Below are 26733 nucleotides of genomic sequence, written 5' to 3' on the forward strand. Positions count from 1 at the left end.
GAAACAACTTCTGTTGGATCCTTTGGAATAATTACTTTATTCACTGAATAAAGTATCTGTAGCTCACATTTATGATAACGCATACATTTAAAGGAGGTGGTCATCTAAATAATATAGGCAGAAGCTATTAAGAATAGTTTTAACACACAAAAACAAATAGGGAGGGTAAATATGCGAACAAGTAAACACAGATTGTTTCTGAAAGCCATAATCCTATCAATTATGATTTATTTGGTCTTTTCTGCATTTAATGTTCGTTCTGGGTTTGCAAGAGATAGTGAGTTTACTAGACAAGGTGCTGGGCCGATGTACTGGATTACATATGAGCATCAATATGGAAAAGATGTGTTTATGCCAGAGCATCGTCTTAAAGACAATATTGATTGGATGGCTAAAAACTTCCAACCGTATGGTTACGATATGATTAGTACTGATGGGTGGATAGAGGGTGCAACTCTATTAAATGAAAATGGGTACGTCGTATCACATAATGATCGATGGATAAGTGATCCAATTTATATGGATGGTCGCGAGAAACCATTTGTTAAACCAGGAAAGTTATTTAACGGTGATTTCGAATACGCCACCACAGAAGGATGGGATATTAAGGGGAATGCAGATTCTGGAGTCGATAAGTCTGGTGCCCGAAATAACTTTAAGTTTTACTTTTATAAAAATTCTCCGTTTGATGCAACATTGAGTCAAACCGTGAATGGACTAGAGAAGGATAAAACATATCGTTTCTCTGCGTGGGCAACTTTAGGGGATTTTAGTGGTTCAAACCAGTTTACTGATGAGGCGAACGGCAGCTATGCTGAAATGCGGATCAGCCAAAATGGAGAAGTAGTAAAGAAGGTGCCAATCGAGTTAAGTTCAAAATATAAAAACTATTTAATTGATGTGAAATCTATTGGGACTGATTTGACTGTTGAATTTGTCATTGATTCAAAACAAGGAAACGCTTCATTGCAGCTTGATGACATTACATTTACAGCTGTAGATTCTGAACAACCTCCAATTCCTGAGGGGAATATTGTGGATAACGGAGGATTTGAGCAAGTCGAAACAGAAGGTTGGACGTTTAATGGTGAATTCGGTCATGGGCGTAATGATGATCCTGAAGGAGATAAGTCGTTATGGACATATAGTAAAAACCCGAACAAACAAATCATCTCTCAAACGATCGAGGATTTGCCAAATGGTAACTACGGTGTCAAATTTAAAGCTAAAGGGAAAAATGGTTTTGCAGACAAAGGTGTCACTGTAGTAATGAAGCTTTCAGGATATGATAAGGCAAACCCTGAAACTTCTGTAAGTAAGCCAGTGACTACAGAAGATTGGAAAACGTATGCAGAGAATATTAATGTAACGTCAGGTCAATTAACAATTGAATTTATTGTCGATCCAACGGAAACACAAGTGCCTGATGTCGGAATCGATATTGATGACGTATCTGTTTTATATGACAATTGGCAAGGGTATCCCCACGAACGTTATCCAGAAGGACATACATGGAAACACTGGGCAGATTATGTGAAAAGCAAAGGGATGAAGTTTGGCATCTATTATAATCCGCTTTGGATTAGTCCAGAAGTTGTAAAAAATCCGGATAAATACAAAGTGAAAGGGACGGATACACCAGTCGCTGATCTTGTTATTACAGAACCACAAGATATTGGCGGTGGTAAAATACTTCAAGGAGATCGCTTTGATGGGGGGCAAGGTGGCGAAAGAGCGCTTTATTGGTTAAATGTAGACCACCCAGATGCAGAAAAATATTTGAAAGGATATATAGACTTCTTTGCAAATCAAGGAGCCTCGTATTTACGTGTAGACTTTTTATCTTGGTATGAAAGCGGTTACGATAAAGGGCTTGGCCAAATTGGTACAGGTCATACAAGAGAACAGTATCGCAAAGCTCTTCAATGGATGGATGAAGCTACTAAAGAGAATGATGTATTCCTTAGCTTAGTCATGCCTGACTTAAATAAACATGGTGAATACGAACATCAATATGGAGATATGATTCGAATTGATGAGGATGCCTTCAGTGGTGGTTGGGAGCATATCTCGGGACGAAGACAAGAGTGGACAAATAATTGGTCTCAATGGGCCAATCCATTCCAAGGATTTACTGGATTTGCAGATATATCGGGACGTGGATCAATGATTAATGACGGTGACTTCTTAAAGTTAAACACATTTAAGGGACGTTATGCCGAGGACGAAAAGAAAACAGCAATATCATTATTCACAATGGCAGGTTCTCCAATAACCATTGCAGATCAATATGACACAATTGGAGATAATTACAAATATTATCAAAACCCTGAATTGATTGAATTGAATAAACTTGGTTTTGCAGGAAAGCCGATCTTTTATTCAAATCAGCATTATAAGAACAATGTAAGCCGCGACAGTGAAAGATGGGCTGGTCAGTTACCAGACGGATCTTGGGTCGTTTCTCTCTTTAATCGCAGTGACACAAGCAAAGGGCTATCAATGGATTTCAAAAAAGACCTTGGAATCAAAGATGAAGCTTTTACCCGCAATCTATGGGAGCATAAGGATCTCGGCTACCGCACGATGTATTCTGAAATGCTCGAACCTCATGATACAACAGTATTGAAACTAATTCCAAAAACAACAAAGAAAATATTTCAAACAGAAGTCGCTTCTTATCAAGGCGGAGCTATCTTTGATAACGAACAAATGGGCTATGATGGTTTTGGCTATCTAACTGGCTTGAACAAAAAAGGATCAAAAGTAACAATTGCCGTTGAAATGCCTGAAGCAGGGCAGTTTCCATTATCAATAAAATACGTGAATGGAAATGCAGAGGCTAGTACCTTATCCCTTTCTGTAGAGGATAAAAAGATGAATGTTATTGACGCACCATCTAAGGTGTCGTTCCCAGTTACAGGAGATAAATGGGGAACCATCGAGCAATCTGTACAATTGAACAAAGGGGTAAATTTAATCACCATGGAATTTACAGGTGAAGATACAGGCTCGACATTAATTGATTCCATTCAGTTCGGCTCAAGTACAGGTCAGCTCGTTAACGGTGACTTTGAAATGGGAAATGAAACTGGTTGGACAATTGATACATTTGGCACGACAGTATGGCATGGTGTGGATAAAAATGATGCTTATGAAGGATATAAGCAATACTTGTATTCTCCTAATGAAGGTGGGAAAGTTACTTCGAAGCAAACGATTGTTGGATTAAAGGATGGTGAGTATACGGTTTCAGCGATGGCTAAACTAATGCCTCATTTGGATCCGGCATTTACAGGTGGAGTTGCTAAAATGATTGTCTCCCAGCCTGGCCAAGAGAAGATAGAAGTGAACATTGAACCGAATCTAAAAGATCCAAATGGTCCTATCAAGCAAAAATGGAACGCTGATGAGTTTGAGTATAAAAAATTTAGCACAGATACGATTATCGTCACAGAAGGTGAATTAACGTTAGAGTTCTATATGGAAGCACCTAAAGCAGATACATCCTTGCAGCTTGATAATGTGTTGCTTCAATCAACAAACTCTGAAGTACCTGAGAATATAGAGGTCAATCTGTTTAACAAAGAATTTGAACAAGGATTCACTGATTGGAGCCGTACAAATATGGTCAACCAATCAATTGAATCAGCAGATGAAGAGGCATTTGTCCGTATTTCAGGCAAGGATGATTACTCTTCTGATCTATGGCAATTTGGAAATGCGCCTATTGATGGAAACTATCAACTATCAATTAACACTCGCAAATCTGGAAACTTTAACAATGCCACACTTTATGTCAGTTACTCTGGAGGGACAAAAGAAGTTCCAATCCCTGCAAGTGATGATTGGAAGGAAGTAAGAGTCCCAAATATCCAGTTAATGGCTGGTGAAGTTGTAAAGATCGGGGTGAAAGCAGAAGGTCAGGCTGAAAGTATTCTTGATCTTGACGGCGTTAAAATGATGGAAAAAGACCCAACAGAGTATCAAAGTATATCATATCTTGAAAGTTTGGATGCAGACACACCGTATACAATAAGCAGTGATGGAACATCCATCGTGTTAAATTCAACGAACCAAGAAAAGGTTAAGGTCGAATTCGTTCAAGAGGATACAGCTAAAATATGGATGGAGCCGACTGGAACATTTAAGAAAAAGTCATCCTTTGTTGTTGATCAAGAGGCAGCAAGTATCGTTCCAAAGGTAACTAATAAAGAGGATTATGTATTAATTCAAACTGAAAAAATGAGTTTAAGAGTTTATAAGTCTCCATTTAAGCTTGCCTACTATGATCCTGAGAATACTAAGCTGTTAACGGAGCATAGTGATGGAAACGGATTGGGTTATGACGGAGATACAGGAGTATATTCTACCTTGAAACTAGATCCAAAAGAGCATTTCTTTGGCCTTGGTATGGATCGTGACTCTCAATCCTTTGATCGAAGAGGCCATAAGGTTGAAATGAAGAATGGAATGAAAGGGGGATTTGGCGGAAATACATCTGATATTTCTGGTACGTTCTTTACTAGTACAAAGGGCTATGGTCTTTACTTTGATAACACATATGAAAATGCCACCTTTGACATGGGTTCGACAGACAAAGAGACGTATTCTTTTCATTCACCAAACGGCGAAATGATTTACTATTTTATGGCCAGTGAAAGAGAGAGCACGCTAACTGGTATCATGAAAAGTTTTGCAGATTTAACAGGTAAGGCACCGCTGCCGCCAAAATGGGCCTTAGGTTATATCCAGTCTAAGTATGGATATAAGAGCTGGCAGGAAGTAAATAAGATTGTAGACACATTCCGCCAAAAACAAATTCCTTTAGATGGAATGATTCTCGATGTTTATTGGGCAAAAGAAAATCATTACTTTGACATGACTTGGTCCGAAGCTTTTGCAAATCCAAAAGAAAGTATGGAGGAGTTAACGAAAAAAGGCATCAAGACGGTCCCGATAGTCGATCCGTACATTCAAGTTACTGCAGACAATTTTAATGAAGGTGATCAAAATGGTTATTTTGTAAAAGATGCTTCAGGTAAAACTGTTATTTATGATGCTTGGTATGGTAAATCAGGTTTAGTGGACTTTACCAATCCAAAAGCTGTCGAATGGTTCAATGCACAGGTTAAATCCTTACATGATGCTGGTGTTAAAGGGTATTGGATTGATTTAAATGAACCAGAGAAGGCAACAGATTCGTTAAGGCATCATTTTTCTAAAGGGAGTGCAGCTGAAATTAGAAATGTGTATGCACTAACCGAAGCAAAAGCCTTCTATAATGGTCATAGAAGCTACAGTGATAACCGCCTATGGAGCTTATCACGATCAGGATTTTCTGGAATTCAAGAATATGGAACAACCGTTTGGAGCGGAGATATCGATGCAAGTTGGGAGTCGTTTAGACACAATATACAATTGGGATTAAGCTCCTCGATGTCTGGAATGCCTTATTTCACAACTGATATTGGTGGATTTAATGGCAAACCGACTACTGAGCTATATACGCGCTGGATGCAGGCAGGATCTTTTATGCCAATCTTTCGTGCTCATAATTGCGAATGTGGTGATCCAACCAACACTAGAGAGCCATGGGCGTTTGGTGAGAAAGCAGAAGGCATTGTAAAACAAAGCATTGAAGAGCGTTACAAACTATTGCCTTACATTTATTCAGCAACCAAGCAAACAACAGATGGAAATGTATCATTAATGAGACCGCTTGTCATGGATTATACAACAGATGCAAATGTATATGGGATTGAAGACCAATGGCTGTTTGGTCCAAATATGCTGGTAGCGCCGATTTCTTTGGAGGGTATTTCTAAGAGAAACATCTACCTTCCAGAGGGTACATGGTATGACTGGAGTTCTCATAAAACATTTGTAGGAGGACAGACAATTGAATACGAAGCTGATTTGTCTAAGATTCCGGTATTTATAAAAGAAGGAGCAATTATTCCACAGCGTGAGATTCAAAACTATACAGATGAAAATCCAGCATCAATGATGACATTGAACGTTTATCCGAAACAAACTGGTGAAGCTTCAAGCTTCAACTTATACGAGGATGATGGGCAAACATACAAATATGAAAAAGGCGAATCAGCTAATACAGAGATTACCGCTTCCTCAAATGGGGAAAATGTAACACTTGAGATTTCAGCAATGAAGGGCAGTTTTGACGGACGTATTGAAAACAGAAACTGGGCAGCAAAAATAAAAGTTAACGCTGGTGATAGGGTACTTAACTCTGTTAAACGTAACGGAAAAAAATTAATATTAGTTGATTCCAAAGAAGCAGTAGAAAAAGGCAATGATGTTTGGTACTATGACTCAAAAACAGAATTGTTATATGTGAAAACGAAAGAGGTATCTACTTCCGAAGCACAAGTAATTACTACTGATCTTAAGGGAAGAACATTGGGTAAGGTTAAACATTGAGGCTGCTAGCAATAATAAAGTCGCCGCCCCGCGGAAAGCGAGCAACTCTCGCTGCAACCAACCACCGCATTACTTGGTAAATAGCAACAAAGTTTGGCGAGTCAGCCTTTGTAAAAGAAAAAGTGCCAGGACCATATAGGTTCGGGCACTTTTTAATTTGTGAAGGAAATTAGATATCGTTCCTTAGAAATTCTAATCAACCTGTTGATGATAACGCTTTCTGAAATTATTATATGAATTTTGTGAAAATTATTAAGGTATCCTTTAGTTAATATTTAATTTAAAATTAAGTAACAGAAGAGGAGGAGGCTAAATGGAAACCGTAAAAGAGAAAGCGATTACAAAGATGAACTTACAGAAGAAAAAAGACAAGAAGAACGGTTTTTGGAAAATATTTTTAAGTCAAAAAACACTTTATATGATGTCATTACCATTTGTTGCTTGGGTTTTTGTTTTTAATTATCTTCCTGTATGGGGATGGACGATGGCATTTCAAAATTTCAGACCAGGCAGATCATTTTTTGAACAAGAGTGGGTAGGTCTCGACCATTTTATCGCATTGTTTACTGATGAACGATTTTTCATGGCACTTAGAAATACGCTTGCGATGAGTTTTCTTGGTTTAATAGTAGGGTTTACCATTCCTATTTTATTCGCTGTATTGCTAAATGAAGTTCGCCATTCTTTATTTAAGAGAACGGTGCAAACAATAACTTATTTACCCCACTTTGTATCCTGGGTAGTTGTGGCTGGTATTGTTACAAAAATGTTATCTATTGATGGTGGTATTGTAAATGATCTTTTAATGAAATTTAGTTTTATTGATAAGCCTTTTCAATTTATGGCTCAAGGTACGTGGTTCTGGGGAATTGTTACGGTTTCAGATATATGGAAGGAAATGGGTTGGAATGCGATTATCTTTTTAGCAGCCATTGCAGGTCTTGATCCTCAACTATACGAAGCTGCAAAAGTAGATGGGGCCGGAAGGTTAAGAAGAATTTGGCATGTGACATTACCAGGCATTCGTCCAACAATTCTAGTTGTTCTTATTCTAAATATAGGTCATTTGGTTAGTATTGGATTTGAAAAACAAATGTTACTAGGAAATTCTCTAGTTGTTGATTATTCTGAGGTATTAGATTTGTATGCGCTTAATTACGGGATTGGTTTAGGACAATTCTCTTACGGAACGGCAATCGGAATTTTTAATTCTGTAGTAAGTATTACCTTATTGTTTCTTGCTAACGGTATATTTAAGCGATATTCCAATCAAAGTGTCATGTAAGAGGGGGGAGTTTAATGGCATCCAAACGAGCCATGATTAAGTTAACGAAAAAGGACCGTATGTTCGATATACTAAATTATTCTTTTTTAACAATTATTATGATTGTAACGCTTTACCCTTTTTTAAACGTATTAGTTATTTCTTTAAATGATTCAACTGATACCATAAGAGGTGGCATTTATATTTGGCCGCGTGAGTTTACCTTGAATAATTACTTAGAAATAATGAAATACGATAACTTAGTAACGGGTTTTGTAAACTCTGTTTTGAGGACAGTAATTGGTACGGTGTTAGGTGTTTTTGCACAAGCAATGATTGCTTTTACGTTGAGTCGTGCTGATTTCCAAGGAAGGAAATTTATATCTACTTTTCTTGTTTTAACGATGTATTTTTCAGGAGGGTTAATTCCAGGGTACATGCTGATAAGAGATTTAGGTATGATGAATTCGTTTTGGGTTTATATCCTACCAGGATTAGTAAGTGCTTTTAATATTATTATTATTCGATCGTTTATGGATGGACTTCCGTTTTCACTTCAAGAATCAGCGAAAATGGATGGTGCGAATGACTTTACAATCTTTTATCGAATTATCTTACCACTCTGTAAGCCGGTTTTAGCGACTATCGCCTTATTCGTGGCAGTCGGGCAATGGAATAGTTGGTTTGATACCTATTTATATAACAGTTTGAATGAAAATTTAACAACATTACAGTACGAGCTAATGAAGATTTTAGATAATACCTCGATGGGTGGTAATGTAAATGCCAACCAAATGCGACCTAATGCAGAGCAGCAAGCGAATATGGTATCACCTGAATCGATTAAAATGGCCATCACCATGGTTACTGTCATACCTATAATGTTGGTTTATCCATTTGTTCAAAGGTTTTTTATTCAAGGGATGACATTAGGAGCAGTAAAACAGTAGCCATTCATTAAGTATCAAAAGATTCACTGTTTATACAATAAATGATCATAAACAAAGGGGAGGAAACATGAAATGAAGTCATTTCAGAAGGTTTTTAGTTTGGTCTTTATAACAGTTCTTTTATCAATTATGGTTGCTTGCCAGGCTTCAAAAGAAGATGCTTCAACAGATTCTGATAGCTCTTCTGATGAAGATGGTTCAATCACTTTTTCGGTCTTTGATTCTGATGCGAACCCTGATTGGGAGAATATGGAGAGCCCAGTTGGTAAAAAAATTAAGGAAGACACAGGTGTAACTCTTGAACCTGAATTTGATATGGAAGGTGGACAAACAAAGATTCCATTGATGGTTGCTAGTGGCGAATACCCTGACCTAATTACATCTAAGGGAGCTAGTCAGCTTGTAGAAGCTGGTGCATTAATTGATCTTGCGCCATTGATTGAAGAGCATGCTCCAAACATTAAAAAAATGCTAGGTGATGAAATTAACCGTATGAAATGGAGTAAGGAAGATCCATCTATTTATGTTTTACCTAATACAGCAGTCGATAATGAAGCTATGACCCCTGGTTTTGCAGCACTTGTCCAGCATGACGTTGTTAAAGAATTAGGATACCCAGAAATGAAAACATTGGAAGATTTAGAAAATGTTATAAGCGAATATTATAAACTACATCCTGAAATTGATGGACAACCAACCATTCCTTTAACCCTCCAATCTGATGGATGGCGTTTTCAAGCCTCTACTTTAAATAGTGGATTTATGATGACTGGTGCTTCCGATGATGGTGAATATTATATTGATCCTGAGACATATGAAGCGACATTACATTATCGCCGTCCAGTTGAAAAAGAGGTTTACCGTTGGTATAACCAAATGAATACTGAAGGATTGTTAGATCAAGAATCTTTTGTTCAAAAACATGACCAATGGCTAGCAAAATTGTCTACGGGACGTGCGTTGGCTACTATAGCACCAGACTATATGATTTATGATGCACAAAATGCTTTACGTGATGCAGGTAAGTATGAAAGAATGTATGGATTTTATCCAATTACATTAAATGAAGAGTATAAACATACTGCTTATCAAAGTAATGGTTTCCAAGTAGGCTGGGGAATTGGAATATCAGTAGACTGTGAAGATCCTGTTCGAGCCATCAAATTTCTTGATTATTTAGTATCAGAAGAAACCCAAATTATGCTGAATTGGGGAATTGAAGGCGAACATTATAATATTGTAGACGGTAAGCGTGTTATTCCTGAAGATGAATGGGAAAAACGCCGTAATGATAAAGACTACTTAAAGAAAACTGGAATTGGTTATAACTTCCAAAGGTTTGCGCCACGCTATGGTGATGGTGTAGAAGACTCAACCGGTCAAACATACACGGTTAACACACGTGAACTTGCGATTGAAGGACTAACAGATGTTGAAAAAGAAGTGCTAAAAAATTATGATGCTGAATTATGGAAGGATTTATACCCTACTAGCGAAGAGTTTCCAGTAAAACCATGGGGAGCTGCCTACAATCTTGCAATCCCTGCTGGTTCAACTCTTGAAGTAACAAATAAAAGAATGATAGATATAACCTTTAAACGTATTCCAGAAGCAATTCTTGCCGATCCAGAAGAATTTGATAATGTCTGGGAGCAATTTATGGATGATTTAGATAAAGCAGGAGTAGAAGAAGCAGAAGAAGAATACACACAAATAGTAAAAGATATAGTTGAATTGTGGAGTGAATAATTCATCTCGGATGAAATTGTAAGTTGAAAGGGTCACGATTATGGGGGCATTCTCAATTTTGAAAGAACAGTTACGAAAAGTGTAGGAACATCCTTATTGCGTAACTCTTAAAGATTTGCCAAATTTAAAGGAATCCTAAGATTCAATAATAAATCCCTCTATATTCCAAGAGGGATTTTTTGTGTAATTATAGACAAAAATCAGTTTGCTAACTCCAAAATCAATTTCATTGCATTCGTTTTATTCTTGGCATCTAAGCGAATGGCAGCAATTTTTTTGGCATCATTTACAGGCATCCCATTAAAGATGGATGTGTCTTTTAATACAATCCCATATATATGCTCAGATTTATCTTCAGTTGTAGCAGCGTATATAATATTTTCACTTTCTATATTATCCTTAAGGGTCGGCTCGATTTGCTCTAAAGGTTGAAAGATTTCATTATTCATAAGTCGTTCAAAGTTTTTAGCATCCATAAGATAAATATCTGATTTATCACTAACAAGTGTTACAGCACTTTTTTGTTGAAGAGTAGCATCAATGGAATCATTTACTTCAGTAGGTGCGTAATTCATGTTAACAGTAACTCGCTCCCAGGTAGGAAACTTTGCTAATATATTATCTGATAGAGAATTTGACGGATTGTTAGGATCAAAATAATTTCCATATATCATAATACTTAGGCTTTCTGGTGGAAGACTTGCCAATTCCTTCTTCTCCTGATAATTATTAATGCCACTTTGGATTATTGAACCCAAAATAGCAACAAGGACCAAAAAACCTACCATATGAAGTTTGTAATAATGAAAGAAATGCTGGAATTTACCTTGAAAAGATTTCATTTCTTGGGACGGGTTGGAACCGTATTCATTATGGTGTTTAATTATATTATAGGCTGTCGTAATAGCCTCAATATCAAAAGGTTTCTCTGGATCTGGTTGATTCTGATAGGCATGATTTCGTCTAACCCAAATCATGTATTGTTTTTCAATTTCATTATCTGTAGCATTTTCTGAAACACCTAATACTTTGTATGCTTCTTTTATATCCAATGAAACGCACCTCTCTTTTTCCATATAACGACTATATTAAAGATAACGCAAGTAGAAAACTTTTGCACTATCTATGAAAATATTAACAAAGTTTTTTCAGAAAATATGAAATTCTTCAAGCCAACATAAAGCTTCAATGATAATGAGAGATCCGCTTATATTCCCCTGGCGACATCCCCATATTCTTTTTAAACAATCTCGTAAAATATCTAGTGTCGATGCCGAGCTCTTCAGCTATCTCACAAAGCGTAATATGCTTATTACGTTCAATTAGGTCAACTGCATGTAAAATCCTCAGATTTTGTAAGTATTGGTTTAGAGTGACACCATAGAATTGCCGAAATAATCGATTCAAATGTTGGTGAGAATAACCTGAAGACTTTGATACCTCAGATAATCGAATAGGTTGTGTATAGTGCTCCTTTAAAATGGTAGTTACATGTTCTAAAATGGCTTCACAAGAATTAGAGTTATTTATCTTTGGAGGTTGATAGGAAAAATTTGTGGTCTGTTTTCTTAATTCTAATAGAAAGGTATAGAGTAACACAGAAATTTGCCATAATTCCTCGGTTCCATTGTTTTCAGCTAATTGCCAAATTTGTTCGGCCAAATTCCATAGTTTCTCAAAATTACGAATATGTAATACCTCACAATTATGAAATTCCATATTTGCAAGCATAGTTGTTACAGAAGCACCTCGAAGCGATATAAAACCGACCAGCCATGGATCATCTGTTATTGGAAAATACTCATGTGGGACCCCTTCATAGATGATAAATGCCTGTTGCTCCTTTACCACAAGGTCAGATTCTCCGTTAACACGAATTCTTCCACTACCACTAAGAGTTATGAATACTTGAGTCGCAGAAAAGCCTTTAGGTCTGTGAATCGCTGTTTGGTGATTGGAGCCTATCGTGTACATTTGTAATGGGATTAGCTCCTGATTAAACGGTGAGGTAATAAAACGGATTGGTAATTCTTTCATGAGACATTTTCCTTTCATGTTCAAATTGTCCAATCTTATGTTCAATTATGCCCTTGATGTGTAGACAACATAAATACTATTATAAAACTAATAATCTTACAATATGTATTGATGTAAGTTACTCTTGAAGTAAGATTAGTGATAGTTTTAATGAAAGCGGATACATAAAAGTCTATTACTTTTTCTACCAAGGGGGTGAGTAGGAATTCTAGATGTCCAATTTGCAAGTGTTGATTACATTAAAAAGGGGTGTTTTTTAACTGATGAGAAAAAAATTAAGCTTTCTTTTAGTGTTATTACTTGTTTTTGCAATGGTAGGGTGTAGTTCCTCACAATCTAACACAACTGAAGAAGATAGTGATGGAAAGGTAACACTTACCCTCTGGTATTGGAATCGTTCGCTTGATGATGATTTATTGGCAAAAGTTAAGGAGGAATTTCCAAACGTAAATCTTAAACCGCAAAAAATTGATGGGGCAGAATATAAAACAAAGCTTCAGACAACATTAGCAGCAGGATCAGGAGCTCCAGATATTGTTGCAATGAACGATTGGGCTAATGAATTCCTTCCCTATACTGATCAATTTGTAAATTTACTAGACTATGGCGCAGATGAATTAAAGGACCAATACTTAGAGTGGAAATGGAATTATACGTTAACTCCAGACAATAAAACGTTAATTGCCTTGCCAATTGATACTGGCCCAACTGCTTTATTTTATAGAGAAGATATTTTTGCCAAAGCAGGATTGCCAACAGATCCAGCTGAAGTTTCTGCAGAACTTTCTACTTGGGAGGATTATATAGAGGCTGGTGAAAAAGTAGAAGCTGCAACAGGAGTAAAGATGTTTGATAGCATTAATAGGGTCTTTACTCAAAATATAAGTCAAAGTGACAGTGTTTACTTTGATGAAGAAGATAATTTTATAGGTGATGGCGGTAATGTCAAAAAAGCCTGGGATTTGGCAGTGGCTGTCCATGAAAAGGGCTTAAGTGCAAATTTAGTAGACGGTACTGAATGGAATGCAGGAATGAATAATGGAGAAATTGCTTCGTTTATTGGTGCTGTATGGACAAAGAAAATCCTCGAGGATGCTGCACCTGATACAGCAGGTAAATGGCGTGTTGCTCGAGCACCAGGTGGAGATGGAAATAATGGAGGATCTTTCATCGGGATTACTAAAGCGTCTAAGCATCCTGAAGAAGCATATGAAGTAATTAAGTGGTTAATGAGCCCTGAAAATCAATTACAGGCGTATACGACAATGGATTTATTTCCATCGACTCCTGGTGTATACGACGATCCAAAAATGAGTAGTGAGGAAGCGTTCTTTGGTAATCAAAATACAACAGAAATCTTTAGTCAATCTGCAGAAAATGTAAAGCCACGTTATTTTGGTGCTAGTTACAGTTCAGTTAATACAATGTTTCTTGATCAATTAACAAATGTCGCGAACCAGGACCTTGATCCAGATAAGGCTTGGGATGAGGTTTTAGAGCAGGTTGAAAAAGAACTTTCACGCTAACTAAATAAATAGGAAAGTACTAGGTGCTCCGAATTACTTGGCTATTAACCTAGTACTTTTCCTTTGACAGATTGTAGATTGAGGAGGGATTGCATGAATAATGTAGCTAATACAAAAAAGGTAGCAAGTGTTCAACCGATAACACCAGCTAGTAGAGGAAGCTTATGGCGTGAAATCTATAAAAATCGTACCCTTTATCTTTTTATTTCACCTTTCTATCTATTATTTTTAATCTTTGGTTTGTTTCCGATTGTCTTTTCATTGTACTTATCCTTTCATAAATGGGGTGGGCTCGGTGCAATGGAGTTTGTAGGACTTAAGCAGTTTACATATTTATTAAGCGATATGGTTTTTTGGCAGTCTGTTGGAAATACCTTTGCGATTTGGTTTCTTTCGGCGATTCCGATGCTATTCGGTGCATTAGTGATTGCCTTCTTACTTAATACACCACTTTTAAAATTTAAAGGGTTTTATCGTACAGCCTTTTTTGTCACGAATGTAACATCAATTGTAGCAGTTACGATTATTTTTAAGTCGATTTTTGGGGACAGCTATGGCCTTTTAAACTATGTTTTAACGACAATTGGTCTTGATCCTGTGGAATGGCTAAAATCAGAGTTTTTGATTAAGGTTGTGATTGCATCGATGGTCGTCTGGCGATGGACAGGGTATAATGCAATCATTTATTTAGCTGGATTACAAGGTATTCCAAATACGTTATATGAAGCAGCAAAAATGGATGGGGCAAACCTTGTTCAGATGTTTTTCCACATTACAATTCCACTTTTAAGACCTATTATTCTTTTTACAGTATTAATGACAACGATTGGATCCATGCAATTATTTACTGAGCCTCAGGTTTTACTTGGTAACTCAGGCGGAGTAGGTGGGTCAGGTTTAACGATTACATTATATATGTATAAGCAAGCATTTGGTGAGAGTCAATATGGCTATGCATCTGTTGTATCATGGGCACTATTTGTCATTATTGCGCTGTTCTCATTACTGAATTGGAAAATCGTTCAAAAAACTGGAGCGAAATAATGATTAGGGGGGATTGAAAATGGATGGAAAGTATGCAGGACTTAAAAAGCTAGTTTTACATTTTCTATTATTAATCGGTGTTTTTATTTCGATCTTTCCGTTTTATTGGTTGGCCGTAATGTCGACAAATAAAACAAGTGATATATTAAGGTTCCCACCAAAATTAATTTTTGGTTCTGAACTTTTTACAAATATAAATAATGTACTCCAAAATGTAGATTTTTTTAAAGCCTTTTTAAATACAGTCTTTGTTTCAACAACTTCAGCTGTTGCTATACTATTCTTTTGTTCACTAGCAGGTTTTACATTTGCAAAATTTCAGTTTCCTGGAAAAAAGCTTCTGTTTACTTCACTATTAATTACCATGATGATTCCGTCTCAGCTTTCGTTTGTTCCTTCTTACATTATGATTTCAAAGATTGGCTGGGTTGATACCTTTCAAGCGCTTATTATCCCTGGTCTGGCAAATGCCTTTGGAATCTTTTGGATCAAGCAATATTCTGAAGAAGCGATACATGATAGTCTGCTTGATGCAGGAAGATTAGATGGGTGCAACCATTTTAGACTTTATTGGAATATTGGCTTACCGATCTTAAGACCTGCCCTTGCTTTCTTAGGAATATTCTCGTTTATAAGCATTTGGAATGACTATTTATGGCCGTTAGTTATTTTAAATGATCCTGCTAAATATACATTGCAAGTGACACTATCACAATTAAATGGAATATACGACACTGACTATGGAATGGTCATGGCTGGAACACTATTAGCCACTCTTCCATTAATTATTTTATTTATGTTTGTCAGTCGCCAGTTTATTTCAGGGATTGCAGCCGGTGCGGTAAAGGATTAGGAGTTTCCTATTTTCTTTTATCAAAAGGGGGTGATCTAACCAATTTTTAAGAAACTAATTTGATCAATTTTATTATATAATAGGAGGAGATTCGTTTGGCTCTAAATATTGGTTTTATTGGAACTGGTGGTATAGCAAAGGCACATTTAAATAATTTAGCGAAGATTCAAGATGCAGAGGTAACTGCCTTTTTTGATATTCAGTTAGAAAGAGCACAAAAGGAAGCTCGTGAATGGAAAAATGCAAAGGCTTACAATAATTTAAATGAAATGTTGGATGACCGTAAGCTTGATGCAGTATACATATGTGTTCCGCCAATGGCACATGGTGAGGCAGAGAACGCAGTAATCGATAGAGGAATTCCATTTCTCGTTGAAAAGCCCCTTGGAATTGATCATTCACCAAATGGGATTCTTAAAAAAATTGAACAAAAAAAGATCATTACCTCTGTTGGCTATCATTGGCGATATCAGGAAGCAACAAGAAGAGCTTTGGATTTACTAAATGAACGAAAACTAGGGATGTCGTTAGGATACTGGATGGGTGGAATGCCTATGGTTCCTTGGTGGAGAGTTCAAACTGGATCAGGTGGCCAGTTCGTTGAACAAACAACCCATATTGTTGATTTACTCCGGTATCTTAGTGGGGAGGTTATTGAAGTTTTTGCTGCATACAGTCAGCGGGTTATGCATGAAAAGGTAGAGGGGACAACAGTTGCCGATGTTGGAACTGTCACAATGAAATTAGAAAATGGCAGTATCGCAACGATCTCTAATACTTGTATGTCACCGGTTGGGCATAAAGTGGGTCTGGATTTATATACAGATCAAGGAGTACTCGAAATTAGTAGTTCAGGTTTAAAGGATATTAAACCTGAATCGATAACAGAGTATAAAGAAAGAAAAAGCCCATATTTAATAGAGGATGAAGTTTTTGTTAACGCAATTTTAACTGGAGATTCTTCAAAGATTTTATCTGACTATCGAGATGCCATTAAGACTCATAATGTCACATTAGCAGCAAATAAATCTGCGGATATTGGTAAACCAATTCATTTAAAGGAGCTGTCCCGTACATGAAATACTCTCTTTGCATTGGAGCATATAAAGGAAAAGATGTCGTCTACCACCTTGAAAAAATAAAAGAGCATGGTTTTCAAGGTCTAGAGTATTATAGCTGGTGGGACTTAGATATCAAACAGGTAGCTAAAGAACAGGATCGAATCGGTGTAGGGATTATTGCTACGTGTACGAAATTTTTTAACCTAGTTGATGAGTCGAAACGCTTAGAATATATTGATGGAATAAAGCAAACAATTGAGGCATGTAAAATTCTTGGTACAAAATCGATTATTACCCAAACCGGAAACGTGATCGATGGTATGTCCCGTGAAATTCAACAACAAGCAATGGTTGAAACTTTAAAGCAATCTGCTTCACTTTGTGAGGAGGCTGGCATTATCTTGGAGGTCGAGCCATTAAATGGATTGGTTGATCATCGTGGACACTTTCTCCAATATTCAGATGAAGCAGTGTCTGTCATTGATCAAGTAAATAGTCAAAATGTAAAGTTAGTATTTGACGTTTATCATCAACAGATTACCGAAGGAAATGTTATTCGTAATGCAACAAATTATATTGATCGAATTAGTCATTACCATATTGCTGATAATCCAGGTAGAAAACAGCCAGGCACAGGTGAGTTGAACTATATCAACATTTTAAATGCCATTAAAGAAACAGGATATGATGGGTATGTTGGTTTGGAATGTGGGTATACAATTGATACAGATGAAGCATTAGATGTGTTTAAACAAACGATTTTAAAAAATGTAGAGACACTTTCAGTTTAAACTTATATAAAAAAGCCAAAAAGCGATTTTTTTAATCGCTTTTTGGCTTTTCTAAATTTTCTTGATCCCTGAGAATTGGAAGTGTACAGCAGCGGAAAGCACCACCGGATTTAATGATTTCGGTAATATCTACCTCAATGACATGGTAACCAAGATCTCTAAGTTTGTTATTAACTTGTTTATTAATTGGCAAGCTGATGACCCGTTTTTCTCCAATTGAAAGGACGTTTGTACCTAAGGTTGCTTGTTCTTCTTTAGAAACTTCAATTAAATTGTATCTGGAAGAGAGTAGTCTTTCTTTTTCCTCATCAAGTTCTCCTGGGAAAATTAATGCATCATTTGGCGATATAATATTAAAAACACAATCTAAATGTAAATAGGTATCAGTAAAAGGAATAGCGATTACGTCATAAGACGGTAATATGCTTTGTAAGTGCTGAATGGCATTTTCATTTGTTCGATTACTAACACCAACATATACCGTGTTACGATCAACTAAAACATCTCCACCTTCAATTTTATCTCCAATCAGATTTGTATAAGTTATTTTTTCATTTTCTAGCCAATTGATAAATGGTCTTTCTTCACCTTTACGAACATCATGTGCCATTTCTGCAACAAACACCTGATTTCCGAGAGTGAAACCGATATCACGAGTAAATACTTGTTCAGGAAATTTTTCTGCAGGAGGAAGCAACATGACTTCAATTCCATTTTCTTGTAACGTTTCGACAAATATCTTATGCTGTTTCTTTGCAAGATCTGTATCAATGTTTTCTTTCAGATATTGTTTTTGCGTTTCATTAATAGGTTCTCTAATCGTCATAAAATCAGGTTGGCATAAAACGACTTTTTTTAATATATCGTATTCACTAAAACAAGAGCTTTTTATGTAATCTGGTAGTATATTCATTTGTGTCCTCCAAACTTAAAAGCAGTTTGGTTGTAATATGCCCTATTTTGACAGATTAAAACGTATTAACATAACTATCTGCTAGCCAAATCTCAAAATAATCGTCAAATACACTCCTTATATCCAATTATAAACAATATGAAAATCCTCCAATTTATAAAAGAAAAAGACTATAATAAAACTAAAGAAAATCATAAGGTATTGGAAGAAGGTTAAAAAATGAGTAAAGGTAAAGTATATTTAGTGGGAGCGGGTCCTGGGGATCCCAAACTTATTACAGTTTATGGATTAGAGTGCATTCAAAAGGCAGATGTCATCGTTTACGATCGCCTGATTAGTAAAGAGTTATTGGAACATGCCAAACAGGATGCTGAGCTTATTTATTGCGGAAAGCTTCCAGGAAAACATGAGCTAATTCAAGAGCAAATACATGAGACATTAGTAGAAAAGGCTCTGGAAGATAAAGTTGTTGTTCGTTTAAAAGGGGGAGATCCTTTTGTCTTTGGGCGTGGTGCGGAAGAAGCTGAGGTTTTAAAAAATCAAGGGATTCCTTATGAAGTGATTCCAGGGATTACATCTGGGATTGCAGCACCTGCTTATGCTGGAATACCAGTAACACATCGTGATTATGCATCATCTTTTGCTATTGTGACAGGACATGGCAGAGCAGACAAGCAAACAGATACGATTAATTGGGCTGCTTTAGCACAAGGGATTGATACAATTGCATTTTATATGGGAATTAAAAATCTGCCATATATCTGTCAAAAGTTAATTGAACATGGTAAAAACCGTAAAACACTTGTTTCAGTTATTCAATGGGGGACAACACCTTCACAAGTAACCATTACTGGTAACCTGGAAACGATCGTCGATGAAGTAAAGAAAAATAATATCACTCACCCTGCCATTGTTTTAGTAGGACAAGTTGTTGAAATGCGCGATAAAATAAAATGGTTTGAGGATGTTGTGAAACATAAAAGTAACAAGTAAACGAATGACCAAAGCTTGTTTGTTTATAATTTAAACTCTTTTCTAAGAGATTGTTGCTTTTGAAACAAAAACTAATTCAGGTTGATTGGAACGGATTGCGAGACTCCTGCGGGAGTAGTGGGACAGGTGAGACTCATGCAGGCGTATACGCCGAGGAGGCTCACCGCCCGCCCCGCGGAAAGCGAGCAACTGGAACGGAAATCAACCACACCGCATTACTTGGTAAATAGCAACAAAGTATGCGACAGTCTAATTTAAATATATCTAAAGAGGCTGGGACAAAAGTATTTCAGCCAAAGAAAAACCCGAACTATCATGCGAAATTCTAATTTAGAGTTTCGTAATAGTTTGGGTTTTTTATTTATATCGCTTAATTAAATTAGAAATTATTCGGCTTTAAGAATGGTCAATTTAGTTATGTCCCAGCCTCTTTTTAAATATTAGATTAATGAAACAATAATCATAAGTGAGAAAAGAATTGTTAGATGAATTAAAGAAAAAGCAAACATTAAATTCGCCCATTTGATATCGTCAACCTTCTTGAAGCCCCAGATACCAAGAATCATCCAAGCTAAGGTTAGTCCAAACATGCTAAACGCAATTATTTTACTAAAGGGTAAAAATAAAATTGATGCAAACAGCAAAATGACTAGATACAGAAGGGATTGTACTTTTGTACGATGTATACCTTTTACTACAGGAAGCATTGGTACTCCAGCTGTCTTGTATTCCTCCAATCGTCTAATTGCAATTGCATAGAAATGTGGAGGTTGCCATAAGAACATAAACACAAAAAGCGCGATAGCAACTGGGTGGAAAATATCTGAAGAAATAACTGCCCAGCCAATAATTGGTGGCATGGCTCCAGATAAGCTTCCTACCTCAGTATTATAGATAGTAGAGCGTTTCGTGAATATTGTGTAGGCAAACACATAAAAGGTAAAACCTAAAAAGCCCATAATTGCTGCAAATATTGATACCGATAGTAGAAGTGCTAATCCAACAGTAACAAGAATGATGCCTAACCATAACGCAAATCTAGGATTAATCGATCCATCAACAGTAGGTCGAACTTTGGTTCTTTGCATCTTAGAATCAATGTCTCGATCATAATAGTTATTTATCGCACCTGAGCCACCAACGACAAAGGATGTTCCAATTAAGGAAATAATAATGTTTGGTAGCTGTTCAACAAAACCTGAGTCATTCATATATAAAGCAAGACAGAGACCTGCAAACATCCCCATGAGATTTGATTTGATAATACCTGTTTTTATAATTAACTTAATCACTTTCCATGAAAAATACTGTTTCAATGAAAATGAACCTGTTAAAGTTAGTTCAGTGTTTTTCACAACCATTCTCCTCTTTCTTTTACTATTACACATTAATTATGAGCAAAAAGTACCGAAATAGTATCACAAATTCCAAAAGTACACATTATTGTCATAAAGCTATTGCGATTTATTAACATTTTCTAAGTTTATGATCTTAAAAGATGGGAAAACAGTCTAAATAGATATAGAGACGTGTAATAGTCACTTACCATTGATAGATAACGGGTTTTTTATTTACTATTATTGCTTATTGCTAGAAAGGACAAAGCTTTTTTATCTACCAATACATAAATACTTTACCAATATTGTTAACAATCTGTGAAAAAACTTAGTCTAATTTTTGAATGTTAGTCAATAAAGCGGATTCAGCTATTTCGTTTTTTTTATATTTTGATAGTATGTGTAGATGTAAACATTTTGTTATTTAAATTGTATCTACTTCATTCTTAATCTTTTACTTTTTAGAAAGGAAGGTGAACATAGATGTTCAAAAAATTTAAACCATTGATAAGTGTAGTGATGGGTTTGCTTTTTTTAATCGTATTAAGTGGCTGTAGTGAACTTGCTGTATTTGATCCGAAAGGCCCTAATGCTGAAACTCTACGTGATCTTATTATGTATTCTATCTACTTTATGCTAGTTATCATGATTGTTGTTTACGTCTTATTTGCCTTTGTTATTGTGAAATTTCGTGACCGAAAAAATTTCAATGAAAAGGATCATGAGCCAAACATTCATGGTAGCACGAAGTTGGAAATAATCTGGACGCTTATTCCAATTGTAATCATCATCGCCTTATCAATTCCAACTGTTAAGGTCCTATATGAATTGGAACAACCACCAAAGGAAACAGCTCATAAAGAACCGATTGTGATCCATGCAACTTCTGCAGATTGGAAATGGATTTTCAGTTATCCAGAGGAGGATATTGAAACAATTAATTATGTGAATGTTCCTGAAGATCATCCAATCCTTTTCAAAATTACCTCAGCAGATTCGATGAGTTCGTTTTGGGTTCCACAAATAGGTGGACAAGAATATGGAATGCCTGGAATGGTCAATGATTTATACCTTCAGGCCGATGAACCTGGAATATATGATGGCATGAACTCTAACTTTACAGGAGAAGGTATGACTCACCAGAAGTTTAATTTTGTTGCTTTAGAAGAAGACGAGTATCAAAATTGGTTGAAAGATACACAAGAAAACGCACCAGAACTTACTGAAGAAACATATGAAAAATTGATGTTGCCTGAAACAGTAGAAGAATTGACGTTTTCAAATACACATTTAGATATTGTAGACCACGGGGTTGATTCCGGTGAATATGCGATGAAGATTCGTGAAAAATACGGGATTGAAGTAGGTGTACAAGATGAAGAAGAAAACGATCAAGAAGAGTCAGATTCAACGGATGAATCAAACTCACATCATCATCACTAAGGAAGGAGGAACACCAAATGTTCGATTTTATTAAGGATAATTTAATTTTAAATGATCCAATGCTTATTGGGGCTAACATTTCCATCTTATTATCTGTGATTGGGATCGTATTTATCTTAACGTACTTTAAAAAATGGAAATGGTTATGGACAGAGTGGTTAACAACTGTCGACCACAAAAAAATAGGAATTATGTATATTATTGCAGCTATTGTCATGCTTTTCCGTGGTGGTGTTGATGCATTATTAATGAGAGCCCAACTGACTGTTCCTAATAATGAGTTTTTAACATCACATCATTATAATGAAATTTTCACAACACATGGTACTATCATGATTATTTTCATGGCAATGCCTTTTGTTATGGGGCTAATGAACGTCGTTGTTCCCCTGCAAATTGGAGCGAGAGACGTAGCATTCCCATATTTAAATGCTTTGAGCTTTTGGTCATTTTTCTTTGGAGCAATTTTATTTAATATTTCGTTTGTATTTGGTGGATCACCAGATGCAGGTTGGACGAACTACGCTCCTTTAGCAATTGAAGGTAGTACTGGACCAGGAATAAACTATTATTTACTCGGTTTACAGATTTCAGGGATCGGTACACTTTTAACTGGTATTAACTTTATTGTAACAATCATTAAAATGCGTGCTCCAGGTATGACGTTACTTAGAATGCCAATGTTTACATGGACATCGCTTGTAACTGCTTTTATTATCGTATTTGCCTTTCCGGTATTAACTGTCACACTAGCGTTAATGACATTTGACCGTATATTTGGTACTCATTTCTTTACGTTAGCTGACGGAGGTATGCCGATGCTTTGGGCAAACCTATTCTGGATTTGGGGACATCCTGAAGTATATATTGTTATCTTGCCAGCTTTCGGTATTTTCTCTGAAATTATCTCGGCATTCGCAAGAAAAACATTATTTGGTTATAAATCAATGGTTATTTCAATCGTGACGATTTCCTTCCTAAGCTTCCTAGTTTGGGTTCACCATTTCTTTACAATGGGTGGAAGCGCAGCGGTTAACTCTGTGTTCTCAATCACGACAATGGCCATTGCGATACCAACAGGAATTAAAATCTTTAACTGGTTACTAACACTTTATAAAGGTCGGATTGAGTTTTCTGTACCAATGCTTTGGTCTGTCGGTTTTATTCCAACCTTCTTAATCGGAGGAGTTACAGGGGTTATGCTTGGTATGGCAGCTGCTGATTTTCAGTACCATAACAGTTACTTCCTTGTTGCTCACTTTCACTATACATTAATTGCCGGAACAGTATTTGCTTGCTTCGCAGGGTTTGTATTCTGGTATCCAAAAATGTTTGGTCATAAATTAAATGAAAGACTTGGAAAATGGACGTTTTGGTTCTTTACGATTGGCTTTAATGTTTGTTTCTTACCGCAATTCTTATTAGGATTTGATGGTATGCCAAGACGTGTATACACTTACGGTCCAGAAGATGGATGGACTGGATTAAACGTTATATCAACGATTGGCGGTATTGGAATGGGGATTGCCTTCATGATCCTTGTGTATAACGTATATTACAGCTTCCGTTATTCTAAAAGAGAAACAACAGGAGATGTTTGGGGAAATGGACGTACACTTGAATGGGCTACAACAACTGCGGTTGCTCCACATTATAACTTTGCAGTTGTTCCTGAAGTTAAAGGTTATGATGCATTCTGGCTTATGAAACAAGAGAAACAAAAAGAAAAAATCGAATATAAACCAATTCATATGCCAAGTAACGCAGGAACACCTATTGTTATGTCAGCTTTCTTCTTTGTTGCAGGTTTCGGTTTAGTCTTTAAACTTTGGTGGATTGCTATATTGGGAGGCATCGGCGTCCTAGCATGTTTAGCAGTTCGATCTCTTCGCTCACATAAAGAAGATGAAGGTTATTATGTCAGCGTGGATGAAATCTTAAAAACGGAAGAGAAAAAGGAGGCGTGATTGATGGCACATGTAAACGAAAATATAAGTCCTGACACGCCCTTGGAATATCAGTCTGGAATAGGCAGACTGAATATCTTTGGATTCTGGATCTTCCTGGGCGCTGAAATGGCTCTATTTGCTACAATCTTTGCAACATTTTTTGTACTAGATGGGCACACAGGCGGAGGTCCTCTGCCTAGTGAGCTTTTTGATCTTAAGAACACATTAATCATGACATTGCTATTGCTAACAAGTAGTTTTACTAGTGGATTAGCGATTAATGAAATGAGAAGAAAAAACGTTAAATCAATGATTGTTTGGATCGTGATTACATTATTGTTCGGTTTAGGTTTTTTATATATGGAAATTACTGAGTTCATCCATTTAGTACATGAGGGTGCTACTCTTGGTACAAACGCATTCTGGTCAGGTTTTTACTTTTTAACTGGAACACACGGACTTCATGTATCACTCGGTATTGGATGGATTATCTTAATTGTTCTTCAAGTTATAAAAAGAGGTTTAACACCCGATACAGCTAAAAAGGTATTTATCTCAAGTTTATACTGGCACTTTTTAGACTTTGTATGGATCTTTGTCTTTACAGGTGTTTACCTATTAGGGTTGGTGGGATCATGACAAATAATACAAGTAATCATAACCATTTTCCGTGGTCACAAGTTATTGGTTTCATCTTATCAATTGTTTTAACATTTCTAGCGGTTTGGTTGGGTCTATACACAGACTTACCATTAAATACAATTATAATTATTGTATTCGGCCTTGCATTTCTCCAAGCTGCTATTCAGTTATTTATGTTCATGCACGTATCTGAAGGCGAAAGTGGTGTTTGGCAGGTAGGTAAGATGATATCTGCAGCATTAATTGCAATCATCATCGTTGTAGGAACAGTTTGGGTTATGACATCTATGCACTAATAATAATACGAAAACCCGAGTAAGGACTAAGTGTTCTTCACTCGGGTTTTTTATACTACCGTTAAATTAAACTAGACAGTACATATTGTGTGTTTAATTTATATATGATATATTAAATTCGAGATTGCGCAAACGATTTCATAAAGTTTTTTAAAATATGGTGAAGAACCTTCAAAGAGATATGCTATTTATTACATTCTAGATTTGCGCAAACGTTTTCCTTGAAGCGTTATCTCATTTTAATCAGGTTTAGAATAAAATATAATATTCAGGGTAGAATTGAGTCGAAATCTGTAGCGCTAAGATATTGAAAAAATAAGGAATTTTGGTTCGAAAAATTTCTTATATTATACCACAACTTAAATGGATAATTCTTTCCTTTGTTAAGGAGGTTGCTATGATCGTTACAATCAAAGATGTCGCAAAAGAAGCAAATGTAGCACCATCAACTGTCTCGAGAGTTATTTCAAATAGCCCACGAATTAGTGAAAAAACGAAAAAACGTGTTCGGGAAGTAATGGAACAACTAGGTTATCACCCTAATTTTCAAGCTCGTAGCCTAGCTGCTAAAAGCACTCAGGCAATTGGTGTGATTATGCCTAATTCTGCTTTTCATGCATTTCAAAACCCCTTTTTCCCCGAAGTATTAAGGGGAATAAGCACAAATGCACACACTAATAAATATGGTATTTATTTATCAACCGGATCAACGGAGGATGAAATCTTTGAAGAGGTCACCTCTATGGTTCAAGGAAGACGAGTTGACGGAATTGTTCTCCTATATTCTCGGGTGAACGATAAAACGATGAAATTTTTACAAGAAGCAGATTTTCCTTTTACAGTAGTTGGAAGGCCTGATGAAAATGAAGAACGAGTTACGTATGTAGATAACGATAATATTTTTATTACAAAACAAATTACGAATTATTTAATCAAGTTAGGCCATAAGAATATTGCCTTTGTTGGTGGTAGTCTAGACTTTGTTGTCACAATTGATCGATTAAATGGTTTCAAATTAGCTCTAAGTGAAGCAGGAATTCCATTCAATGATGAATACTTAGTCAATGAAGAGTTAATAAAAGAAAATGGTAAGAAAGCTATTACCGCACTCATGAATTTGCAGTCACCACCAACAGGGCTCGTTACTCAGGATGATTTAATAGCTTATGAAATAATTAGTCACCTTGAAGATATGAAGATTCGTGTTCCTGATGATGTATCAATTGTTAGCTTTAATAATTTATTGCTTTCTGAGCATTCAAAGCCATCAATTACGTCAGTTGATATAGCGATTTATCAACTTGGATTTGAGGCAGCAAAGTGTTTAATTGAAATCATAAAAAACCCGGATTTGTTACCTAGGCGGATTACAATTCCTACGAAAATCATTGAGCGTAAATCTTGTGCAAATAATAAGAATATCCCAATGTAACAGATATAT

19 protein-coding genes are annotated in these 26733 nt (G+C 36.2%); 15 read left to right on the top strand and 4 right to left on the bottom strand.

All coding sequences use genetic code 11. The annotated features are described in order from the left end of the window. Positions 1-171 precede the first annotated feature (171 nt). The 4 genes from HUW50_RS15840 (at position 172) to HUW50_RS15855 (ending at position 10407) form a co-directional block, all read left to right on the top strand. Positions 172-6444, top strand: a complete 6273-nt coding sequence (locus tag HUW50_RS15840; RefSeq protein WP_066324804.1) for a TIM-barrel domain-containing protein — start codon at positions 172-174, stop codon at positions 6442-6444. Positions 6445-6757: 313 nt separating this feature from the next. After that, positions 6758-7729 (top strand): ABC transporter permease, encoded by a 972-nt coding sequence (locus HUW50_RS15845; RefSeq protein ID WP_066324823.1) that lies wholly within the window; start codon positions 6758-6760, stop codon positions 7727-7729. 14 nt (positions 7730-7743) lie between these two features. Beyond that, positions 7744-8658, top strand: a complete 915-nt coding sequence (locus HUW50_RS15850) for a carbohydrate ABC transporter permease (RefSeq protein ID WP_066324828.1) — start codon at positions 7744-7746, stop codon at positions 8656-8658. 72 nt (positions 8659-8730) lie between these two features. Continuing rightward, positions 8731-10407, top strand: coding sequence for an ABC transporter substrate-binding protein (locus tag HUW50_RS15855; RefSeq protein ID WP_185653029.1), 1677 nt, complete (start codon positions 8731-8733; stop codon positions 10405-10407). Between the two features lie 200 nt (positions 10408-10607). On the opposite strand, the gene HUW50_RS15860 is transcribed toward HUW50_RS15855, so the two are convergent. Together HUW50_RS15860 and HUW50_RS15865 are read right to left on the bottom strand one after the other, a co-directional pair. Next, positions 10608-11459, bottom strand: coding sequence for a DnaJ domain-containing protein (locus HUW50_RS15860; protein WP_185653030.1), 852 nt, complete (start codon positions 11457-11459; stop codon positions 10608-10610). A gap of 133 nt (positions 11460-11592) precedes the next feature. Further along, positions 11593-12444, bottom strand: coding sequence for an AraC family transcriptional regulator (locus tag HUW50_RS15865; protein WP_066324853.1), 852 nt, complete (start codon positions 12442-12444; stop codon positions 11593-11595). A 263-nt stretch (positions 12445-12707) separates the two neighbouring features. Here HUW50_RS15865 and HUW50_RS15870 point away from each other — a divergent pair, with 263 nt between their 5' ends. The 5 genes from HUW50_RS15870 to HUW50_RS15890 all read left to right on the top strand — a co-directional run bounded on the left by HUW50_RS15870 (position 12708) and on the right by HUW50_RS15890 (position 17719). Continuing rightward, positions 12708-13970, top strand: a complete 1263-nt coding sequence (locus HUW50_RS15870) for an ABC transporter substrate-binding protein (RefSeq protein WP_066324857.1) — start codon at positions 12708-12710, stop codon at positions 13968-13970. 93 nt (positions 13971-14063) lie between these two features. Beyond that, positions 14064-15014 carry a carbohydrate ABC transporter permease gene (locus HUW50_RS15875; protein WP_185653031.1) on the top strand — a complete coding sequence of 317 codons (951 nt, stop codon included), beginning with the start codon at positions 14064-14066 and terminating at the stop codon, positions 15012-15014. Between the two features lie 19 nt (positions 15015-15033). After that, positions 15034-15867, top strand: a complete 834-nt coding sequence (locus tag HUW50_RS15880) for a carbohydrate ABC transporter permease (RefSeq protein WP_066324861.1) — start codon at positions 15034-15036, stop codon at positions 15865-15867. A gap of 95 nt (positions 15868-15962) precedes the next feature. Beyond that, complete coding sequence (locus HUW50_RS15885) at positions 15963-16946, top strand: Gfo/Idh/MocA family protein (RefSeq protein ID WP_185653032.1); 984 nt, start codon at positions 15963-15965, stop codon at positions 16944-16946. Next, positions 16943-17719 (top strand): hydroxypyruvate isomerase family protein, encoded by a 777-nt coding sequence (locus HUW50_RS15890; RefSeq protein WP_185653033.1) that lies wholly within the window; start codon positions 16943-16945, stop codon positions 17717-17719. Before HUW50_RS15885 ends, HUW50_RS15890 begins: the two co-directional genes overlap by 4 nt. A 31-nt stretch (positions 17720-17750) precedes the next feature. Here HUW50_RS15890 and HUW50_RS15895 read toward each other — a convergent pair whose 3' ends face one another. Beyond that, positions 17751-18632 carry a dimethylarginine dimethylaminohydrolase family protein gene (locus HUW50_RS15895; protein WP_066324871.1) on the bottom strand — a complete coding sequence of 294 codons (882 nt, stop codon included), beginning with the start codon at positions 18630-18632 and terminating at the stop codon, positions 17751-17753. A gap of 219 nt (positions 18633-18851) precedes the next feature. On the opposite strand from HUW50_RS15895, the gene cobA reads away from it, so the two are divergent. Further along, the gene (cobA, locus tag HUW50_RS15900) at positions 18852-19625 is read left to right on the top strand and encodes a uroporphyrinogen-III C-methyltransferase (protein ID WP_066324876.1); all 774 of its coding nucleotides are present in this window, start codon (positions 18852-18854) and stop codon (positions 19623-19625) included. Positions 19626-20065: 440 nt separating this feature from the next. On the opposite strand, the gene cyoE is transcribed toward cobA, so the two are convergent. Further along, entirely contained in the window at positions 20066-20980 is a 915-nt protein-coding gene (cyoE, locus tag HUW50_RS15905) for a heme o synthase (RefSeq protein WP_066324886.1), read from the bottom strand. Positions 20981-21445: 465 nt separating this feature from the next. Between cyoE and qoxA the strand changes: the two genes are divergently transcribed. From qoxA to HUW50_RS15930, 5 genes are all read left to right on the top strand, one after another. Further along, positions 21446-22405 carry a cytochrome aa3 quinol oxidase subunit II gene (qoxA, locus tag HUW50_RS15910; protein WP_066324888.1) on the top strand — a complete coding sequence of 320 codons (960 nt, stop codon included), beginning with the start codon at positions 21446-21448 and terminating at the stop codon, positions 22403-22405. A gap of 17 nt (positions 22406-22422) precedes the next feature. Then, on the top strand, positions 22423-24372 hold the full coding sequence (gene qoxB, locus HUW50_RS15915; protein WP_066324890.1) for a cytochrome aa3 quinol oxidase subunit I: 1950 nt from the start codon (positions 22423-22425) through the stop codon (positions 24370-24372). Between the two features lie 3 nt (positions 24373-24375). Next, positions 24376-24993 (top strand): cytochrome aa3 quinol oxidase subunit III, encoded by a 618-nt coding sequence (qoxC, locus tag HUW50_RS15920; RefSeq protein ID WP_066324893.1) that lies wholly within the window; start codon positions 24376-24378, stop codon positions 24991-24993. Beyond that, positions 24990-25292 carry a cytochrome aa3 quinol oxidase subunit IV gene (gene qoxD, locus HUW50_RS15925; protein ID WP_066324895.1) on the top strand — a complete coding sequence of 101 codons (303 nt, stop codon included), beginning with the start codon at positions 24990-24992 and terminating at the stop codon, positions 25290-25292. Before qoxC ends, qoxD begins: the two co-directional genes overlap by 4 nt. A gap of 397 nt (positions 25293-25689) precedes the next feature. Then, positions 25690-26724, top strand: coding sequence for a LacI family DNA-binding transcriptional regulator (locus HUW50_RS15930; protein WP_066324897.1), 1035 nt, complete (start codon positions 25690-25692; stop codon positions 26722-26724). The last annotated feature ends 9 nt before the right edge of the window (positions 26725-26733 follow it).

The sequence above is a fragment of the Metabacillus sp. KUDC1714 genome, assembly GCF_014217835.1.
Classification (GTDB): Bacteria; Bacillota; Bacilli; order Bacillales; family Bacillaceae; genus Metabacillus; species Metabacillus rhizosphaerae.

Coding starts and splice junctions, on each gene's coding strand:
- HUW50_RS15840 (WP_066324804.1), top strand. CDS start 172: ATGCGAACAAGTAAACACAGATTGTTTCTGAAAGCCATAATCCTATCA.
- HUW50_RS15845 (WP_066324823.1), top strand. CDS start 6,758: ATGGAAACCGTAAAAGAGAAAGCGATTACAAAGATGAACTTACAGAAG.
- HUW50_RS15850 (WP_066324828.1), top strand. CDS start 7,744: ATGGCATCCAAACGAGCCATGATTAAGTTAACGAAAAAGGACCGTATG.
- HUW50_RS15855 (WP_185653029.1), top strand. CDS start 8,731: ATGAAGTCATTTCAGAAGGTTTTTAGTTTGGTCTTTATAACAGTTCTT.
- HUW50_RS15865 (WP_066324853.1), bottom strand. CDS start 12,444: ATGAAAGAATTACCAATCCGTTTTATTACCTCACCGTTTAATCAGGAG.
- HUW50_RS15870 (WP_066324857.1), top strand. CDS start 12,708: ATGAGAAAAAAATTAAGCTTTCTTTTAGTGTTATTACTTGTTTTTGCA.
- HUW50_RS15875 (WP_185653031.1), top strand. CDS start 14,064: ATGAATAATGTAGCTAATACAAAAAAGGTAGCAAGTGTTCAACCGATA.
- HUW50_RS15880 (WP_066324861.1), top strand. CDS start 15,034: ATGGATGGAAAGTATGCAGGACTTAAAAAGCTAGTTTTACATTTTCTA.
- HUW50_RS15890 (WP_185653033.1), top strand. CDS start 16,943: ATGAAATACTCTCTTTGCATTGGAGCATATAAAGGAAAAGATGTCGTC.
- HUW50_RS15895 (WP_066324871.1), bottom strand. CDS start 18,632: ATGAATATACTACCAGATTACATAAAAAGCTCTTGTTTTAGTGAATAC.
- cobA (WP_066324876.1), top strand. CDS start 18,852: ATGAGTAAAGGTAAAGTATATTTAGTGGGAGCGGGTCCTGGGGATCCC.
- qoxA (WP_066324888.1), top strand. CDS start 21,446: ATGTTCAAAAAATTTAAACCATTGATAAGTGTAGTGATGGGTTTGCTT.
- qoxB (WP_066324890.1), top strand. CDS start 22,423: ATGTTCGATTTTATTAAGGATAATTTAATTTTAAATGATCCAATGCTT.
- qoxC (WP_066324893.1), top strand. CDS start 24,376: ATGGCACATGTAAACGAAAATATAAGTCCTGACACGCCCTTGGAATAT.
- qoxD (WP_066324895.1), top strand. CDS start 24,990: ATGACAAATAATACAAGTAATCATAACCATTTTCCGTGGTCACAAGTT.
- HUW50_RS15930 (WP_066324897.1), top strand. CDS start 25,690: ATGATCGTTACAATCAAAGATGTCGCAAAAGAAGCAAATGTAGCACCA.